This window comes from Capnocytophaga sp. oral taxon 324 str. F0483 (genome assembly GCF_000318315.2).
In the GTDB taxonomy this organism is placed as follows: Bacteria; Bacteroidota; Bacteroidia; order Flavobacteriales; family Flavobacteriaceae; genus Capnocytophaga; species Capnocytophaga ochracea.
The window spans coordinates 12,833-31,403 of the sequence record NZ_KB291539.1; the positions used below are offsets into that span (position 1 = coordinate 12,833).

Genomic DNA, 18,571 nt, shown 5'->3' on the forward strand with positions numbered 1-18,571 from the left:
ACACACTAAAAAAAAAATAGAACAATGAAAAAGCGAACGCCATTCATAAAGAAACTAATAGCTCCTGTATTGTTTATCATTACAGTAGCCCTCTATTTTAATGTTAATTATACTACAGCTATTAATTTATCTTCACTTACTTCAAAGATAGCAAATATAGAGAATAAAGAAGGAATCGATAAAGATGCCTTCAAGGAAGCTATTCCCCAGCCTTTGGCATATGCTGCAGGTGATGATGACTCTCCTAAGGAGTACAATAATCTGTACAATGCCTCAGCCTTGAACCCTTTTTTCGAAAAGCTTGCTGCTTTGGAGAACTTGAAAGATAGGAAGATTAATATTGTTCATATTGGCGACTCTCACATTCAAGCCGATGTAATGACTAATATTGTAAGACAACGCTTGCAGGAAGAGTTTGGAAATGCTGGTTTAGGCTTGGTATTCCCGTATTCACTTATTAGAACTAATGGGGGACATAATGTGAGCTTTACTTCCAATATCTCTTGGAATAGTGAGAAGAATACTTCTTCTGCAACTGTTGGTATTACAGGTTATTCTCTTTCTACCAGTAACAAGAATTTTGTTATTGAACTGGATTTGAAAAATAAAAACTACACCTTTAATACGGTAAAAATTATTACCCCTAATAACGAACGTTTGTTCGAATTAGCTACCAATGTAGGTAAAGTAGCTCGTTTGAGACCTAGTGTTCCTAAAACACTTTCACACAAAGTAGAGCAAGGGCAAACACTTTATGGTATTTCAAAGAAGTATCACACTTCAGTAGAAAAAATACAACAAGCTAATAACTTAAAAAGCGCACAAATAAGAATAGGGCAAGTATTGCGTATCCCTACTAAAGAGATGGTAGCTTCTACTCCTAAACAAAAAGTAGATTTATCTAATGCTACCATTTTAAACGGTAATTCTTTATATAGCTATTATTCTTATGATAATCTAACCCCTTCCGATAAGGTTTATCTCACAGCCAATACCGAGAGCTCTTCATTTACGCTTAATGGAATTGTCTTAGAAAATGATAAAAACGGAGTTATATATCACAGCATAGGGGTAAATGGAGCTCATTTCTCTGATTATAACAAATCACAGCTCTTTTTCGACCAAATCAAAGCTTTAGAACCTGATTTAATCATTATATCTTTGGGTACTAATGAGGCTTATTGTCGAATGTCAGCAACTCGTTATGACGAAGAGGTAAATAAATTCATAAAAGCAATTCGCTCTCAATATGGTCAATGTCCTATATTGCTTACTACACCTCCGCCTTCTCTTTACAAAAAGAAAAGTCCTAACCCCTTGTGTATGGAATACGCCGATACTCTCATCGATAATTCAGTAAAAGATAATTACAGTGTTTTCGACCTTTATCGAGCTGTAGGAGGAAATGAAGCGATTCAACGCTTTATTCAGCAAAATCTTATTGCTGGTGATCGCATACATTACACAAGAAGTGGCTATACTGAGCAAGGCGCTCTCTTTTATGATGCTTTTATGAGCAATTACTTGAATTATAAAAAACAATATAAACTATCTTTAAAACCCTATCTAAATTGAGTATAGATGCCTTACTGCAATGGTTTATTGATACATTCACAACTGAAAACATCTCTAAATGGTTTGTTGATAATTTCTCATTCACAACCGAACAAGTAAGACAATGGTTCATTTATGACCCTAATCATCCACTATTATTTAATAGTAGTTTGTTTTTAGGGTTATTTTTGGTGTTTTATTTGGTGTATATTATTACCAAAAAACACGCTCATTTCCGTACTGTTTATGTTACCTTATTTTCCTTATTCTTCTATTATAAGGCAGGAGGTAACTTCTTTGTGTTGCTGATAATCTCCTCATTGTTAAATTATTTCTTTGCAGGACAAATCTATAGAAGACAGAATGCCTCATTGCGCAAGTTCTTTCTGGCAGTGAGTATGGTTGCCGATTTGGGTATTTTAGCCTATTTTAAGTATACTAACTTTTTAATTGATAGTCTCAATACACTGCTTCAAAGCAACTTTGCCTTACAAGATATCATCTTGCCTATAGGTATCTCGTTCTATACATTCCAAACAATGAGCTACACTATTGATGTATATCGCCGAGAGATAGAACCTGCTAAATCATTCTTAGATTTTACTTTCTTCGTATGTTTCTTTCCTCAATTAGTGGCAGGTCCTATTGTGCGTGCCAAGGATTTTATACCACAGATATACAAAAAAATAAGCTTAACGAAAGAAGAAACTTCTTTTGCTTTATTCCTTATCATTGGAGGACTGATTAAAAAAGCAGTTATTTCCGATTATATCTCTCTAAACTTTGTAGATAGAGTTTTCGATGCTCCCAACAGTTATACAGCTTTTGAGAACTTAATGGCAGTATATGGCTATTCTCTACAAATATATTGCGACTTCTCAGGCTATTCCGATATGGCTATAGGTTTAGCGCTACTAATGGGCTTCACTCTCCCTATAAACTTCCGTACTCCTTATCAGTCTAAAAATATCACTGAGTTTTGGAGACGTTGGCACATTTCCTTATCTACTTGGCTAAAAGATTATCTTTACTTTTCAGTAGGAGGGAACCGCAAAGGTACTTTTTGGGGCTACTTCTTCCCAACCGTCTTTTTTGCTTCCACTTTGCTATGGGCATTTCATATGCAAGAAAAAACAATGTTGCCTCTTTATATTACCTTAGGGGCTATCGTTGTGTTTGTATTGGCTATACTTATCTCTAAAAACCGACAAAAATCAGTGCGTAGTCATTTCAACCAGATGACGACAATGCTCCTAGGTGGTTTATGGCACGGAGCTAATTTGCGTTTCATTATTTGGGGAGCATTACACGGGTTAGCTTTGGCTGTTCATAAAACCTTTACGGAGTTCTTCCCTAATAAGAATCCTGAGAAAAGAACTTTTTTTAAAGGTATCGCTAATATCATTTTTGTAGTGATTACTTTCCACTTTGTAGCTTTTTGCTGGATATTTTTCAGAGCCAAAGATTTCGATATCGCTTTAAGTGTAATCTACAATATCCAGTCTATAACTTATGATCTTCATCAATTTCAAGTTATTGCCAAGGGCTATCAAAATGTATTTTTGTTAATGGCAATAGGCTTTGTTTGGCACTTTTTCCCTACCAGTTTAAACGAATGGCTTAAAAAGGTATTTGGTGCAATGCCTATTCTCTTTAAAGCAATTATTTTGGCACTTACTTTTTGGGTGGTATATGCCACAGCTTCAAGTGGAGCACAACCTTTTATTTACTTCCAGTTTTAGAAGATATATCTAAGTAAAAACTTAGTTTTTTACTCAAATAGAACAAATAAAAAAGTGATTACTTTCTCTTGAAAATAATCACTTTTTTAGTGTTTATATAGTTGTTCTATCCCAACTATAATACGCTTGCTAACGCTTTGTTTACTTCGCGTACTGCTCCGGTACTTTCAGCAAATTTGGCTTTTTCAGCATCGTTGAGTTTTACCTCTACAAATTTTTCTACACCATTTTTACCGATGATTACAGGTACCCCTACACACACATCCTTTTGTCCGTATTCTCCTTCGAGCAATACAGAGCAAGGGAAGAGTTTCTTTTGGTCACAAGCGATTGCTTGTACTAAAGCTGATACGGCAGCTCCTGGTGCATACCAAGCCGAAGTTCCCAAGAGTTTAGTAAGGGTCGCACCACCTACTTTAGTGTCTTCAGCAACCTGATTGAGGCGGTCAGCACTTAAAAACTCAGTTACAGGCACTCCACGATAGCTTGCCAAACGAGTAAGAGGTAACATACCGCTATCGCTGTGAGCAGCGATTACCATACCATCTACGTCTGAAATCGGACTGTTGAGCGCTTCTGCCAAACGATATTTAAAGCGAGCGCTATCGAGTGCTCCACCCATACCAATAATATGGTTCTTAGGCAACTTAGTAGCTTTATGTACCAAATAAGCCATAGTATCCATAGGATTGCTTACTACAATCACAATCACATTAGGTGAGTATTTTACTAATTGTTCTACAACCGATTTCACAATGTTTGCATTGGTACCGATAAGCTCTTCACGAGTCATACCTGGTTTACGAGGAATACCTGAGGTAATCACAGCTACATCACTGCCTGCTGTTTTTGAATAATCATTGGTTACCCCCACAATACGAGTGTCAAACCCATTGAGGGAGGCGGTTTGCATCAAATCCATAGCTTTACCTTCGGCAAAACCTTCTTTGATGTCAATTAAAACTACTTCAGACGCGAAGTCTTTAATAGCAATGTACTCTGCGCAACTTGCTCCTACGGCACCAGCGCCTACTACTGTAACTTTCATATAATCTATTATTTAAGTCAGGAGAAGCCTCCTGATGGTTATTTTCAAGCAACAAAAGTAAGGACTTTTAGCAAATCCTCCAAATTATCTTTAAAAATATTTTTAACATTCTTTTTACTTTTTCATTTTATGCTATGTGCTTTTTATGTACTTTTGCACTTTCAAAACTAATAAACCATTCAAAATGAAAGACACTTATTTTGTGGTGGGCATCTCCACCGAAGTCGGTAAGACCGTCGTTTCGGCTATCCTTACCGAAGCTCTCCAAGCCGATTATTGGAAACCAATCCAATCTGGCGATTTAGAAAACTCCGATACTCATAAGGTAAAACGCCTCATTAGCAACTCCCGGACGGTATTTCACCCTAATAGTTATGGGCTACACACACCTGCTAGTCCACATCTTTCTGCTCAATTAGATGGCGTTCGTATTGAGCTTTCCAAAATTGTGCGCCCTACTACCGATAACACATTAATTATTGAAGCAGCAGGAGGTCTCTATGTTCCTTTAAATGATGAAGATACTATGCTCGATCTTATTCTCCCCACTGATAAGGTAGTGCTCGTCTCTCGCCACTATTTGGGTAGTATTAATCATACAATGCTCACTTATGAAGCCCTTAAAAACAAAGGACTCAACGTTCACGGCATTATTTTCAGTGGTACCCCCACACCGTCTACCGAGGAGTTTATTCTTCATAAAACAGGACTCTCCGTGCTCTTACGTATAGATGAAGAACCTTATTTCGATAAGCAAGTTGTTAAAGAATATGCCAGCAAACTAAAAATATAATACAAAATGTTATATTTTGTACTGAAAAACAAATTAGTAATTTAATGATAATCAATGTGTCATATACCCTTTACATAACAATCTTCCAAGATTCGTCCAAGCTTCCTATAAGCTCTGTATAAGCTAAGCATAAGTTGAGAAGAAGAAAAATCTATTTATAAATTTGCACAGCTTATAAAATCTTTTTATCTTTGCGCCCGAAAAAAATTACATAATAATCATTAAATTAATATTGGAATGTATTTAACAAAAGAAGTAAAAGCGGAAATTTTCAAAAAGTACGCAGGTTCAGAAACCAACACTGGTTCAGCAGAAGGGCAAATCGCTCTTTTTACCCTTAGAATCAATCACCTTACAGAACACTTGAAAGTAAATCGCAAAGATTTTAATACCGAGCGTTCCTTGGTGAAATTAGTAGGTAGACGAAGAAGTTTGCTCGATTATTTGAAGAACACAGATATCGAAAGATACCGTGCGATTATCAAAGAGCTAAACATCAGAAAATAAGCAATAGTAAGGAGGCTTTGTGCCTCCTTTTGTTTATTACAGCAGTTTTTCATTGGTTAAACCCTAAAGCCCACAACACAACAATTATTAATTATTAATTAACAATTAAAGAATGATTCCAGAAGTAAAAAAAGAAATCATCGAATTAGGTGATGGCCGTACCATCACTATCGAAACAGGCAAGTTGGCTAAACAAGCCGACGGTGCTGTTGTGGTGCAAATGGGGAAAGCGATGCTATTGGCAACCGTAGTATCGGCTAAAGAAATCAATCCTGAAACTGACTTTTTGCCTCTTACTGTAGACTATCGTGAGAAGTTTGCAGCAGCAGGTCGTTTCCCTGGTGGCTTTTTCAAACGTGAAACGCGCCCTAGCGACCAAGAAATCCTTACAATGCGCTTGGTAGACCGCGTATTGCGTCCGTTATTCCCTAAAGATTATCACGCTGAAACTCAGGTGATGATTCAGCTTATTTCTCACGACGAGAATGTAATGCCCGACGCTTTGGCAGGTCTTGCTGCCTCTGCTTGCTTGGCAGTGTCCGATATTCCGTTCGATGGTCCTATTTCCGAAGTACGCGTAGGTCGTGTAAACGGTAAATTTATCGTAAATCCAAGCCGTGAACAATTAGAAGCTTCTGATATTGATATTATGGTAGGTGCTTCTAAAGACTTTGTGGCAATGGTAGAAGGTGAAATGGACGAGGTGAGCGAAAAGGATATGGCTGAAGCTATCAAATTCGCACACGAGGCTATCAAACCTCATATCGAAGCACAATTGCGTTTGGCTGAAAAAGTAGGTAAGACCGAAAGACGTACTTATGAGCCAGAAGTAGAAAACGAAGAGGTAAAAGCAAAAGTATATCCTTTGGCTTACGAAAAATGCTATGCTATTGCCAAAGAAAATACAACCAAACAAGAACGTGGTGAAAAGTTCAATGCGGTAAAAGAAGAATGCTTGGCACTCTTCACCGAAGAAGAATTAGAAGAGCTTACTCCTATCATCACTCGTTATTTTGACGAGGCTGAAAAAGAAGCCGTGCGCAACCTTATCTTAAACGAAAATATTCGTTTAGACGGTCGTAACACTACCCAAATACGCCCTATTTGGTGCGAAGTAGGCTATTTGCCATCAGCACACGGTTCATCTATCTTTACACGTGGTGAGACCCAATCGCTTACTACCGTTACCTTGGGTACTTCACGTGAAGCAAACGTAATCGATTTGCCTTCAGAACAGGGTGAAGAACGTTTCTACTTGCATTACAACTTTCCTCCTTTCTCTACCGGTGAAGCACGCCCTTTACGCGGAACATCACGCCGTGAGATAGGTCACGGTAACTTAGCACAACGCGCCCTCAAACGTATGATTCCTGAGGATTGCCCATATACCGTACGTGTAGTATCCGAGATTTTGGAATCTAACGGTTCATCATCTATGGCTACCGTATGTGCAGGTACTTTAGCCTTGATGGATTCAGGGGTACAAATGGTAAAACCTGTATCGGGTATTGCTATGGGACTCATCACCGATGGCGAGCGTTATGCAGTACTTTCCGATATCTTAGGTGATGAAGACCACTTAGGTGATATGGACTTTAAGGTAACCGGTACTGCCGATGGTATTACTGCTTGTCAAATGGACATCAAAATTAAAGGTCTTTCTTACGAAATACTCGAAAAAGCTTTGAATCAAGCCCGCGAAGGACGTATGCACATCTTGGGCAAAATCACTGATACTATTGCCAAACCTAACCCAACAGTGAAACCTCACGCGCCTAAAATCGTTAAGATGGATATGCCTAAGGAATACATCGGGGCATTCATCGGTACGGGTGGTAAGAATATCCAAGACTTACAAGCGCGCACCAATACTACTATCGTGGTAGAAGAAGTGGGCGAATTGGGCATCATAGAAATCTTAGGTACCGACGAAGCAGGTATTCAAGAAGCTATTGAGGCAGTGAATGCAGTGAAATTTGAACCTGTAGAAGGAGAAACTTACACTGTAAAAGTAGTGCGCTTGGTAGAGTTTGGTGCTTTTGTAGAGTTTGTACCTGGTAAAGATTCATTGCTCCACATCTCAGAAGTATCTTGGGATAGAGTAGATAAAATAGAAGATTCCTTGAAAGAGGGTGATATTATAGAAGTGAAATATCTCGGTATCGACCCCAAAACCAAGAAAACAAGAGTATCGCGCAAAGCTTTGTTGCCACGTCCACCGCGTGAAGATCGTCCTAAGTCCGACAAGCCTTACAACGACAAGCCTCGCAACGACCGCAATAAAGGACACAATAATCACCAAAAACCACGTCAAGAATAGGCGTGTGTTATAAGAATTTTTGTATTCATAATATTTTTAAAACCGAAGATTTTGTACTTTTATAGTATAAAGTTTTCGGTTTTTCTTTTTTTTAGTATCTTTGCCATCAGATAAAAGATTTTAAAAATGAAATCCTTTCTAATTTCAATAGTAACTGATGTGATTAATGCACCTATAGCATTGGTATATAACATTGTTACTGATAACAAGAACTTTCAGTGGCGAAAGGAAGTGGAAAACATTGAGTTATTAGAAGACGGTTTTATTGAATATTACAAAGGTGGAGGACACACGTTTTTTAAGAATATTCAGAAGAAAGAAAATGAGTATTATGCCTTTATGATGCAACACAAACTATTTTATGGAGAATGGGAAGGAAAGTTTGAATCGTATAACGGAGGTACTAAAGTTTGCTTTCAAGAGAAAATACATATCAAAAACTTCTTTTTAAGACTTATTGCGCCTCTCTTTTGGAATTTAAAACGGATACAACAAAACTATATTACCGCATTAATAGCAGAAGCATATGGAAACAAATAAATATATACATTTGTGGTTACCTATAATGGGACTACACGCTTTACATCAAGTAGAAGAGAGTATTTCATTCTGGCAATGGTATATTGACTTTGTGGATAAGATACCCCAATGGTTGCAACTCCCCAGAATTGCTGAGAATGCTCATTTAGCTAATGAACACCCTGAATATTTTATAGGAGCTTCTATAGGACAACTCGTTTTGGTAGCGGTCATTGCTTATTTATGTCGAAAGAACGAAAAAGCTACAAGAATTGCTCTTGGGATATACCTCGCAGGATTGACTTTCTTCTTGGTATGGCATATCTTGGTAAGCTATTTCACCCATTCTTATTCCCCAGTAATGGTAACCTGCCTCATAGGGGTTTATCTCATTCCAAAATGGGGGTATATGTTGTTTAAAAGATAGAAACCAATGACTATTTCAGAAATTATACAAACTTACAGAGCACTTGGTTTAGAATCCTCGTTGAATTATAATGAGTTCAACAAGATTCTTATTACCAGTCACTCTACCCGTATAGAAGGCTCTACTTTAACTTTAAACGAAACTCGCGTACTGATTGAAGAAGGCAACACTCCTAATGGTAAGCCTCTATTGTTTGCCAATCAAACCAAAGATCATTATGAGGCATTGAATTTTGTACTAAAAGAAGCTACACAACAACGACTTCTATCAGTAGCTTTTATTCAGGAAATAGCTGCCAAAGTTATGAAAACTACAGGAGAAGTGCTTACTAATGCCTTAGGTACTGTAGATGCCAGCAAAGGCGAATTGCGTAAGGTGAGAGTAACCGCAGGAGGTGTATCGTTTATGAGTTTTGAAAAGGTACCAGCAGCATTAGAGCAGTTAATAAAAAAACTAAATGAGCTACTCCCTAAGCAAACTACCGAAGAAGCTCAATTAGCACTGTCATTTTATGCTCATTATGAGTTAGTGAACATTCACCCTTTTCTCGATGGCAATGGCAGAACCTCACGCCTGCTGATGAATTTTATTCAGCAGTGGTATGGTTTGCCTTTGGGTATTGTATTTGCAGAGGATAAAGTAGCTTATTACGAGGCTTTGAACTCTGTGCGAACAAACGAAAACTTTGAGGCATATAATGCTTTTATGTTTAGTCAGTATACTAAGCATTTACAAAATGAGATTGCTAAAGAGAAGGATTTTAGAGAAAAAGAAGACAAAACCATAGAATGGAAATTTTAAAAATAGAAATACAATGAAAAAATGGATTATAGGAGCGGTGATTGCCGTGATAGCCGTATTAGGCTTCTTTATTTATTGCGCTGTACTGGTGAGCAATACAGCTTTTCAAACCCAAGAAGAAATAGTATATATCCCTACAGGAGCCGATTTTAGCGATGTGTTGCACGTGATGAGTCCCTTGTTGAAAGACCGTACTTCTTTTATCCAAGTAGCTAAGCGTATAGGCTATGCCGATAAAGTAAAAGCAGGTAAATATATCATCAAAAAAGGGGCTAACAATATAGATATCGTACGCACTCTTCGCAATCGTAATGCCCCAGTAAAACTCAAATTCAACAATCAGGAGCGATTGGAAGACTTTGCAGGACGTATCGCTGCACAAATAGAGCCTGATAGCACTACTTTAATGCGTGCTTTTTTAGACACTAACTTCCTAAAAGAAAACGGTTTCACTGATGCTACTGCATTGGCAATGTATATCCCCAATACGTATGAGTTCTATTGGAATACCTCTGCCGAAGAATTTCGCGACCGTATGCTCAAAGAATATGAGCGTTTTTGGACACCTGAACGCAAAGCACAAGCCCAAAAGCAAGGGCTTACGCCCATAGAAGTGAGTATATTGGCATCAATTGTACAGAAAGAAACGGCTAAGGTAGACGAGCGTCCGCGCATAGCAGGGGTTTACTTGAACCGCTTACATATCAATATGAAATTGCAAGCTGACCCTACTGCTATCTTTGCTATGAAAAACCATACGGGTGATTACAATATGGTAATAAAACGCGTTACCGAGGTGCATACAAGTTTGCAAAACCCCTATAATACTTATCGGAATTACGGTTTACCTGTGGGACTTATCACGATGCCCGACATATCGAGTATTGAAGCTGTGCTCAACCCCGAGCAACACGATTATCTCTTTTTTGTTGCTGATACTGAAAACTACGGTTATCACAAATTTTCGCGTACCTATATGCAACACCTACAAGGGAAAAAGCAATATACAAGATGGGTTGATGACAAAGGAATTAAATAGAAGATGATTAATGGTTAATGGTTAATGATTAATGGTTAATGATTAATGATTAATGGTGAAATTAGGGGTAACTTATGCAGAGCTTATAGGATAAACGAACAATGAGTGGGTCTACAGTGGCTCTACAATGGGTCTACAGTGGGTCTACAGTGGCTCTACAACGAACAAAAGACGAACAAAAGACGAACAAAAGACGAACGATAAACGAAGGAACAACGAATGTAAAGTGGAAGTAAAGTGAAGGAGAGATATATTGAAAAGGTTTCTTTATTCACTTATTTTCCAATTGCTGATACCTGCTAAGCGGGTAGTGTAATGACAGCTATTATAGATCAATAATATATTTATTAGGCACTGATAAAAAATAAATGTTAAAAATCTTGTGTTTTTATGGGTGAAGACGTAATTTTGCCTTGCAGAAAGAAGTTTTTTAAGGCTTAATAATGATGTGGGATTTTAAACGAACAGTAAATGTATTTACTCTAATACTACTACTTATACTCTTTTCTTCAACAGAGATTCTTAAAGCACAGCAACTAAAAACTGTAATTTCAGAGAATATAAAATTTACTACTTCTGGTTTTCAAGAAGGCACTTATATTTCCGTGAGAATTATTTTTCCCAAAGATAAAGAAAAGATAGATATACGATTCACTTTTCCTGAAGGAATTGAATATGCGGGATATACTCTTGAAAAGAACAGTGCCATACGAAAAGTTACTCCCAAAGATATAAATTTACCCAATAACCCTGTGCTTACTGTACTAAGTAGACCAGGAAGTACAACACATCTTTTAGTGAAACGCAGAATTACTAAAAGAGGGTACAGCTATCTGAAAACACATCTATCTCTTCAAGATGAAGTGGGGGTAATGATTGATGAGGTAACGGTTGCTACTAAAAAATCTAATGAATATTTTTTAAATACTCCTAATCTGCAAATTACAACACAAAAGGTGAAAGAGAATCCTATGAGGGATTATTCGAGAGTATTCAGTATTGAGAATAAAACCATAGAAGGAAAAAGAGTAGGTATCATAAACGATATTTATTTTTCGGTGAAACACCCATTAGGGGTTAAAACACGAAAAATGATTTACAATAAAAAAGTACTTACTCCCATAGGTAAAGTGCCACAGCATATAGGTCAAAATGGAGGAGAGGATTTGTATGTGATACGAATTTCGGAAGGATTAAAAGAGAAGGAAGGAGTTTGGATTACAGAAGAGTATACGGCGAAAGGTTGTAAAGCCAATGGAGAGGTGCGTTATGAGGCTTATTGGGGAGAGAACCCTTTGGAATTATATGAAGTGAGTAGTGCTGTTCAATCGATTACAATGCAAGTGGCTACTGATGAAAAACCTAATGTTATTTTAAATCCACAGAGTACAGCAACCTATTTTAAATGGAGTGAAGGCTTCTGTGGAAATACTTTGGGAATGTTTACTGCACAATACATTAATAAAGGGAATGCAACGGCTTATGACCTTCAACTGACCCTTTATGAAGAAGAGGATACGGTGAAATTTAAGGCTTATAAACCTACGAATTTTCGTATTATAGATAGTGACAAAAAAGAAATTATTATCCCTGATAAAGCCATACAAATGCCTGATGGTGTATTAGGAAAACGCATCATTAGCTTTGCTGAATTAGAAAGTTTTAAGGATTTAGCATTAGGACAAAGCAATATAGGTCTTACTGATGAAGATGGTGACGGGGTAAGAGATGATTTGGCACCAGAAGAAAAGTTAGAAATACGTTTTGATTTAGTTAGAAATGATAATATTCCCTGCTTATCATCTACCGAAGGGATATTTGCAGTAAGTATTATTGGTGAGCTTTCTTACCATAACTTGTGTGGTATTTTTTTTCATAAACAAGAGTCATTAAGTGACCATACTTTTAAACGAAAAATAAAAGAAGTGAAAGACACTTCAAAATTTCCTACCCTATTAGCACTTAACCAACCTATACCGGCTTCAATATCTTTTACTGCTTCTGTAACTTCACAAGACAATATTCAACAATTACAATCACATCACAAAGAAATAGCAGAAAGGAAGTATCGTTATGAGCTGTTGTTACCCGAAGGAATGGCAATGATGAATATAAAGTTTTATAAAGCCGATGCTTATGGGGTTCGGTAGCATCTGCAATAACTTTGCCTGATGTCCCTTCGGGAGGAACATTCAGTTATACCACAGCAGATGAGGTTTGGGGATATATCACTTTTGATATGATTTTAACAACTTGCAAGGCAAACAAGGTTTCTTTGCAATATTCAATTTGGCAAATGGATAAGAATAGGTATAATACTTATTGCAAAATACCCTATATTTGTACACAAAGGACGATAGTTGCCAAGTGTCCTGATGTGTGCTTTGAGAATGCCCCTAAAACACTTTCAACAACAATAGAAAGGGCTGAAAATTCGTATGGTTGGACAGATTATACAATGACCAAACGGCAAAAGCGTGCAAAAGTGAGACAAGAAGACCGCAAACGAGCACTTTACTTAGACGATATTGAAATAATATCGGAGGGGGAACAATTAGGGGGCTCTACTAAGAATCTTTATTATTATGTGCAGGTACCTAAGACAGTGGTATTATTACCTAAACAGGTTAGTTTAAAGATAGGAGAGCATCTCATAACATTGGTTGCCAAGCAGGGTGTCCTTCGTCAGACCACCGATGATAAAAATAATTATTTCTTGTGGAATTTAACAGAAGCATTACCTTCTCGAGGAGTTTTAGCAGATGAGAAATTTACTGCTGTTGTTACTTATCAAGTGGAGAGTTGTACTACCGAAGATGTTACTTCAACCTCTCAATTAAAAGAAGATATAGGTTCTTTTTTTTATAAAATTGATGGAACAAAAGAACAAAACATAAATGAAAGAGGTTATCATACGGAGGAATTGCATTGTGGAGAAGAGAGTAAGAGTATATTTTATATTGTAAATATACCTGATGAAGATGTTCATTCTTGCTATAAGATGAAAGATTGTATGTTATTTCCTCTAAGAAATAAGACAGAGAGTAGTGTTATTCAGCGGACTACCGATAGAATATTTAAAGATGAATATCGCCCTAAGAGGCTTGTAAAGATTATAGAGATAAAAGTGCCTAAAGGTTATGATTTGGTAAAGCCGGTGGCGTATCATTATTTAGAAAACACGGTAACTAATGTAGTGCATATTCCATTAGAAAGCTTTACAACGGATGAAGATAAGGATTTTAAAGTGTATACTTATACTAACCCTATGAAAGGAACGGAGGGATATTTACCTCCAGAAATTATTTCGGGACAAAATGATGAGACTCAGTATATAGAGGTTTTTGTACAGCCTACTTGTAAAGCAAAAGTATGTACAAGCGAAGAAGAAGCCTTTAACCATAATCAATTAGTAATTATGGGGGTAACCTATCAAGGTTTCTATTATCATTATGCTAATAGTGGACAGACAAAGATTATAAAACAGAATACATCGAATACTTTGCTTTATGGGGGACAGCGCTCTATTACTTTGCAGTCTATCACCCCTCAGAATATAAAAATACATAACACGACCTTTTTTATAGACTTTAGGTTACAAAATTTGAATAGGGAGCCCGTAGATAATATTTGGCTTATGCTCCCCAATATACAAGGTATAGAAGTATTGAGATTGTTAGCAATAGACCCTATTAAACACAAAGAACAAAGAGTTATCACAGCCCAAGATGTGCAAGGCAAGAAATATTATTCTTTAAGTGAGCTACGAGCCTATGCAGAAATGGTTTATCGATTAGAATACCGAGTGACTAACTTCGATATGACACATTTTACCGTTGAGATTTATGCAGGCAGGAGTTGTAATGATAATTTAATGGAATGCAATATGCAACAACTTGTGTATAATGTAAAAAGTGAAAAAGGAGTAACACCTGATATTGTTGTTGTAACACAACCTGAGAGTCAAGTGTTATGCAATAGAGAAAGAGCTGTATTTACTTCTGAGGCTAAACTTATCTCAGCAAGTGCTACAGGAAAAAACATCGACTATCAGTGGCAAGAATTAACTAATAAAAGCACCCAATGGAAGGATATAGATACAGAAAAGGGCTCTGTTAGAAGAGGAGATAAAGTAACCTTAGTTTTTGATGCTGTCAATGCTGACTTAAACGGGAATAAGTATAGGGTGAAATATAGTTATACAGACGTAAAAACTGCTACCGTTCAGTATTCTGAGGAAGCAATATTAAAGGTGAATTATTTAACTATCGAACAACAACCTACCCCAGGTGTTTATATTCAGAAAGCTTTGTCATCGCCTTTATATGTGATAGTGAAGGGTACCACTACACCTGTGTATCAGTGGTATGAGAGTACTATGAATACAAATATCGGTGGTAAGGCAATAGATTCTCGGGCGAATAGTTATACACCTTCAACTGAAACAGTAGGGGAGAGGTATTATTATGTGACTATAACTGATAGATGTGGTACTGTAACGAGTTCAGTAGCCAAAATAGAGGTAAAAGCAGATACTTTTACAACAACAAGTGAATTGAAAAGAATTACTGTTTACAATGGCTTATCAGCAAACGGAGATGGAAAAAATGATTGTTTTTATATCAGAGGAATAGAGCATTACCCCAATAATAGAGTTAAGGTATACAATCGGGCAGGTGAAAAAGTGTTTGATATAAAAGGATATGACAATACTTCTCGCGTATTAAAAGGAGATAAAATGCCCTTAGGAACTTACTACTATGTGTTAGAATATTACGATGCTCAACGGAAAGAAACACAAATAGGGTGGCTGTATATACAAAAATAATAAGGGTATAGATATAAAATATTGTATAAAAAGTGGTAGAAATGTAAAAAAGTTGTACTTTTGCCGAAATAAAAGTCAGTTATATTTTCTATCTACCTGATTTACAATAATAAAGAATAAAATTTAAGTAATACATAGTTTAAAAATGATTAAAAAAGCGTTTATTTTAGTATTAACAATGTTTAGTGTAGGGATATATGGACAACAAGAGTCGCAATATACCCAGTATATGTACAACACTATGATGTTTAACCCAGCTTATACAGGCTCGAGAGAGGTAGGCAGTTTCTTTGGTATGTTTCGTACCCAATGGGTAGGCATCAAAGGAGCCCCTACTAATGGAAGCATTAGTTATCATCAACCAATGGAGAGCTTACGCAATGTAGGTTTGGGAGGAAGTATTTTTAGAGAGAGTATAGGACCTCAAAATCAGACGGATTTAGCGATTGATTTTTCATATACTTTGAACTTTGAGAACTCCAAATTAGCTTTTGGTATCAATGGTTCGGGTAGCTTATTTCAAATAAATTATGATGAGCTAAACAAACAAGACCAAGCAGACCCTAACTTATCGGGCAGTGAGAGCGTTTTTTCACCTAATATAGGAGCGGGTATTTATTGGTATACTGATAAGTATTATTTAGGGTTTTCAGTGCCTAATATGTTGGAAACCACTCATTACAACAAGAGTTCAGTGTCTGTGTTGAAGAATACGCAGCATATGTATTTAATCGGTGGTTATGTGTTCAACTTGTCAGAGAACACAAAATTCAAACCCGCAGTGCTTTCTAAGATAGCTTTTGGAGCACCCTTGCAATTGGACTTATCGGCAAACTTTATGTTTAATGAGAAGTTTGTGTTGGGGGCAGCTTACAGATGGTCGGCAGCAGTGAGTGTAATGGCAGGTTTTCAGATAAGCGAACGTTGGTTCGCGGGATATGCTTATGACTTTGAGACGACTGAATTATCAAAATATAACTCAGGTTCACACGAAATCTTTTTGCGTTATGAACTGCTCAAAACCTATAAGAAAATAGTGTCTCCTCGTTTCTTTTAGTTAGGAAGGAGAACAGAGAGTATAAGTCTTTATAAATTACTTAAAATTGAATTGTTGATGAGAAAATACACTTTTATAATAGCCTTATTTTGTGGAATATCTGTACTGTTTGCCCAGAATGAGAAAGAGTTGCAAAAGGCAAAGGAAATGTATAAAAACTTTGCTTATGTTGATGCTATAAAAATATATGAAAGCATTGCTAAGAAAGGATTTGTGAATCAAGATATATTAGAAAATCTTGGTAATTCATACTACTACAATGCCGAATACAAGAAAGCATTACCTTGGTACAAACAGCTATTTGAGAATAAGAAATATAAAATCAAACCTGAATATTACTATCGCTATGCACAAGTACTAAAATCAGTAGGGAAATATGACGATGCGAATAAGCTAATGTCTCAGTTTGCTGAGCTTACAGGTAATAATGATACGCGTGCTGTACTTTATGAAGAGAATAAGGACTATCGGGAAGTGATAGAGAGTAACTCTGGACGTTTGCAATTACACCCAGTAGCTATTAACACCGAATATTCAGAATATGGGACAGCTTTTTATGGTGATAAAATAGTTTTTGCAGCAGCTAATAGCGGTAGAGCTTCTAAAGGAGGAATTTCACAATGGACAGGAGAGAGTTTTTATGACCTGTATATAGCAGACCGCAATAAGCAAGAATTAAGTAATAAGAAACCTTTTTCATCAGCTTTAAATACAAAGTTTAATGAATCTACGGCTGTGTTTACAAAAGATGGAAAAACAGTGTATTTTACCCGTAATAACTATGTAAATAAAAAGATAGGAACGAATGGAGAAAATACTATCTTACTAAAAATACTTAAAGCAACGAAAGATGAAAAAGGTGATTGGGGGAATGTGGTAGAGGTGCCATTTAATAGTAACCAATACAATGTGGCACACCCAGCCTTGAGTCCTGATGAAAAATATCTTTATTTTGCTTCAGATATGAAAGGAACCTTAGGGAGTTCTGATATCTTTCGCGTAGAGATTTTAGGAAATAATAAATACGGTAGACCCGAAAATTTAGGAGATGTTATTAATACGTCGGGACGTGAATCTTTCCCTTTTATCTCTAAGAATAATGTGTTATATTACTCATCAGATGGCTTTCCAGGATTAGGAGGTTTGGATATCTTTGCGGTAAAGTTTTATGAAGACGGAACAGTATCAAAACCTATTAATATAGGTAAGCCAGGTAATAGTGCTGATGATGATTTTTGTTTTATAATGGATAGTGACAGTAGGATAGGATTTTTAAGTTCTAACAGAGCTGGAGGAAAGGGTAAAGATGATATTTACAGCTTTTATGAAGAGAAACCTTTATCCTTTGACTGTGAGAAAATGCTGAAAGGAGTACTGAAAGATGCTAATACAAAAAGCGTTATTGTAGATGCTCTTATAGTACTATCAGATAGAACAATGAAACAGGTAGATACTCAAAGAACTAAAGGAGATGGTACTTTTGCATTCAAGAAAGTGGATTGTAAAGAATTATATTATTACCTAAGAGCTGAAAAAGATAAATATGAAACCACAGAAGTGAAAGTATTAACGGGTAAAGAAGGAGATATCTTCTACGAGTTCTTGTTAAAACCGAGAGAAATAGCTATCTCAAAGGATACTGATTTAGCTAAAGTATTTGAGATAAAAGAAATATACTTCGATTTAAACAAGTCGAACATCAGACCAGATGCAGCGGTAGAATTAGCTAAGATTGTGGAAGTGATGAAACAATATCCTAAGATGAAGATAGATATTCGTTCGCACACCGATAGCCGAGCTACAGATGCTTATAACTTAGCTTTATCTGACCGTCGGGCTAAATCAACTCTTGAATGGATAGTTAAGCAAGGTATTGACCGCAAGCGATTGAAAGCGAAAGGCTATGGAGAAACGCAATTAGTAAATGGTTGCTCAA

At 36.6% G+C, this 18,571-nt stretch carries 14 protein-coding genes; 13 read left to right on the top strand and 1 reads right to left on the bottom strand.

Translation table 11 applies throughout. The features are described 5' to 3' along the window. The first annotated feature begins 24 nt into the window (after positions 1-24). Positions 25-1,575 carry a LysM peptidoglycan-binding domain-containing protein gene (locus HMPREF9072_RS11575; protein WP_009411883.1) on the top strand — a complete coding sequence of 517 codons (1,551 nt, stop codon included), beginning with the start codon at positions 25-27 and terminating at the stop codon, positions 1,573-1,575. Further along, positions 1,572-3,296 carry an MBOAT family protein gene (locus HMPREF9072_RS11580; protein WP_009411884.1) on the top strand — a complete coding sequence of 575 codons (1,725 nt, stop codon included), beginning with the start codon at positions 1,572-1,574 and terminating at the stop codon, positions 3,294-3,296. Before HMPREF9072_RS11575 ends, HMPREF9072_RS11580 begins: the two co-directional genes overlap by 4 nt. A gap of 115 nt (positions 3,297-3,411) precedes the next feature. On the opposite strand, the gene HMPREF9072_RS11585 is transcribed toward HMPREF9072_RS11580, so the two are convergent. Then, positions 3,412-4,344: a malate dehydrogenase gene (locus HMPREF9072_RS11585; protein ID WP_009411885.1), complete on the bottom strand. Its 933-nt coding sequence runs from the start codon at positions 4,342-4,344 to the stop codon at positions 3,412-3,414. A 184-nt stretch (positions 4,345-4,528) separates the two neighbouring features. Here HMPREF9072_RS11585 and bioD point away from each other — a divergent pair, with 184 nt between their 5' ends. The 11 genes from bioD to HMPREF9072_RS11635 all read left to right on the top strand — a co-directional run. Then, a complete protein-coding gene (bioD, locus tag HMPREF9072_RS11590; protein ID WP_034566439.1) occupies positions 4,529-5,137 on the top strand; it encodes a dethiobiotin synthase in 609 nt (202 codons plus the stop codon). Between the two features lie 237 nt (positions 5,138-5,374). Then, positions 5,375-5,644, top strand: a complete 270-nt coding sequence (gene rpsO / locus HMPREF9072_RS11595; protein WP_002671426.1) for a 30S ribosomal protein S15 — start codon at positions 5,375-5,377, stop codon at positions 5,642-5,644. A 112-nt stretch (positions 5,645-5,756) separates the two neighbouring features. After that, positions 5,757-7,964, top strand: coding sequence for a polyribonucleotide nucleotidyltransferase (locus tag HMPREF9072_RS11600; RefSeq protein ID WP_009411887.1), 2,208 nt, complete (start codon positions 5,757-5,759; stop codon positions 7,962-7,964). 126 nt (positions 7,965-8,090) lie between these two features. Next, entirely contained in the window at positions 8,091-8,504 is a 414-nt protein-coding gene (locus HMPREF9072_RS11605) for an SRPBCC family protein (protein WP_009411888.1), read from the top strand. Beyond that, entirely contained in the window at positions 8,491-8,910 is a 420-nt protein-coding gene (locus HMPREF9072_RS11610) for an HXXEE domain-containing protein (protein WP_009411889.1), read from the top strand. Before HMPREF9072_RS11605 ends, HMPREF9072_RS11610 begins: the two co-directional genes overlap by 14 nt. Positions 8,911-8,916: 6 nt before the next feature. Beyond that, positions 8,917-9,711, top strand: coding sequence for a Fic family protein (locus HMPREF9072_RS11615; RefSeq protein ID WP_009411890.1), 795 nt, complete (start codon positions 8,917-8,919; stop codon positions 9,709-9,711). 13 nt (positions 9,712-9,724) lie between these two features. Beyond that, a complete protein-coding gene (gene mltG, locus HMPREF9072_RS11620) occupies positions 9,725-10,750 on the top strand; it encodes an endolytic transglycosylase MltG (RefSeq protein ID WP_009411891.1) in 1,026 nt (341 codons plus the stop codon). A gap of 443 nt (positions 10,751-11,193) precedes the next feature. Further along, positions 11,194-12,900, top strand: a complete 1,707-nt coding sequence (locus HMPREF9072_RS12595) for a hypothetical protein (RefSeq protein ID WP_009411893.1) — start codon at positions 11,194-11,196, stop codon at positions 12,898-12,900. A 14-nt stretch (positions 12,901-12,914) separates the two neighbouring features. Continuing rightward, the gene (locus HMPREF9072_RS12600; RefSeq protein ID WP_009411894.1) at positions 12,915-15,578 is read left to right on the top strand and encodes a gliding motility-associated C-terminal domain-containing protein; all 2,664 of its coding nucleotides are present in this window, start codon (positions 12,915-12,917) and stop codon (positions 15,576-15,578) included. Between the two features lie 145 nt (positions 15,579-15,723). Beyond that, positions 15,724-16,635: a type IX secretion system membrane protein PorP/SprF gene (locus HMPREF9072_RS11630; protein WP_009411895.1), complete on the top strand. Its 912-nt coding sequence runs from the start codon at positions 15,724-15,726 to the stop codon at positions 16,633-16,635. Between the two features lie 57 nt (positions 16,636-16,692). After that, the coding region (locus HMPREF9072_RS11635; RefSeq protein WP_009411896.1) for an OmpA family protein at positions 16,693-18,571 on the top strand (1,879 nt) is incomplete at its 3' end.

Excerpts from the sequence above, each read along its gene's own strand:
- HMPREF9072_RS11575 (WP_009411883.1), top strand. The coding sequence starts at position 25 with ATGAAAAAGCGAACGCCATTCATAAAGAAACTAATAGCTCCTGTATTG.
- HMPREF9072_RS11585 (WP_009411885.1), bottom strand. The coding sequence starts at position 4,344 with ATGAAAGTTACAGTAGTAGGCGCTGGTGCCGTAGGAGCAAGTTGCGCA.
- bioD (WP_034566439.1), top strand. The coding sequence starts at position 4,529 with ATGAAAGACACTTATTTTGTGGTGGGCATCTCCACCGAAGTCGGTAAG.
- rpsO (WP_002671426.1), top strand. The coding sequence starts at position 5,375 with ATGTATTTAACAAAAGAAGTAAAAGCGGAAATTTTCAAAAAGTACGCA.
- HMPREF9072_RS11600 (WP_009411887.1), top strand. The coding sequence starts at position 5,757 with ATGATTCCAGAAGTAAAAAAAGAAATCATCGAATTAGGTGATGGCCGT.
- HMPREF9072_RS11605 (WP_009411888.1), top strand. The coding sequence starts at position 8,091 with ATGAAATCCTTTCTAATTTCAATAGTAACTGATGTGATTAATGCACCT.
- HMPREF9072_RS11610 (WP_009411889.1), top strand. The coding sequence starts at position 8,491 with ATGGAAACAAATAAATATATACATTTGTGGTTACCTATAATGGGACTA.
- HMPREF9072_RS11615 (WP_009411890.1), top strand. The coding sequence starts at position 8,917 with ATGACTATTTCAGAAATTATACAAACTTACAGAGCACTTGGTTTAGAA.
- mltG (WP_009411891.1), top strand. The coding sequence starts at position 9,725 with ATGAAAAAATGGATTATAGGAGCGGTGATTGCCGTGATAGCCGTATTA.
- HMPREF9072_RS12595 (WP_009411893.1), top strand. The coding sequence starts at position 11,194 with ATGATGTGGGATTTTAAACGAACAGTAAATGTATTTACTCTAATACTA.
- HMPREF9072_RS11630 (WP_009411895.1), top strand. The coding sequence starts at position 15,724 with ATGATTAAAAAAGCGTTTATTTTAGTATTAACAATGTTTAGTGTAGGG.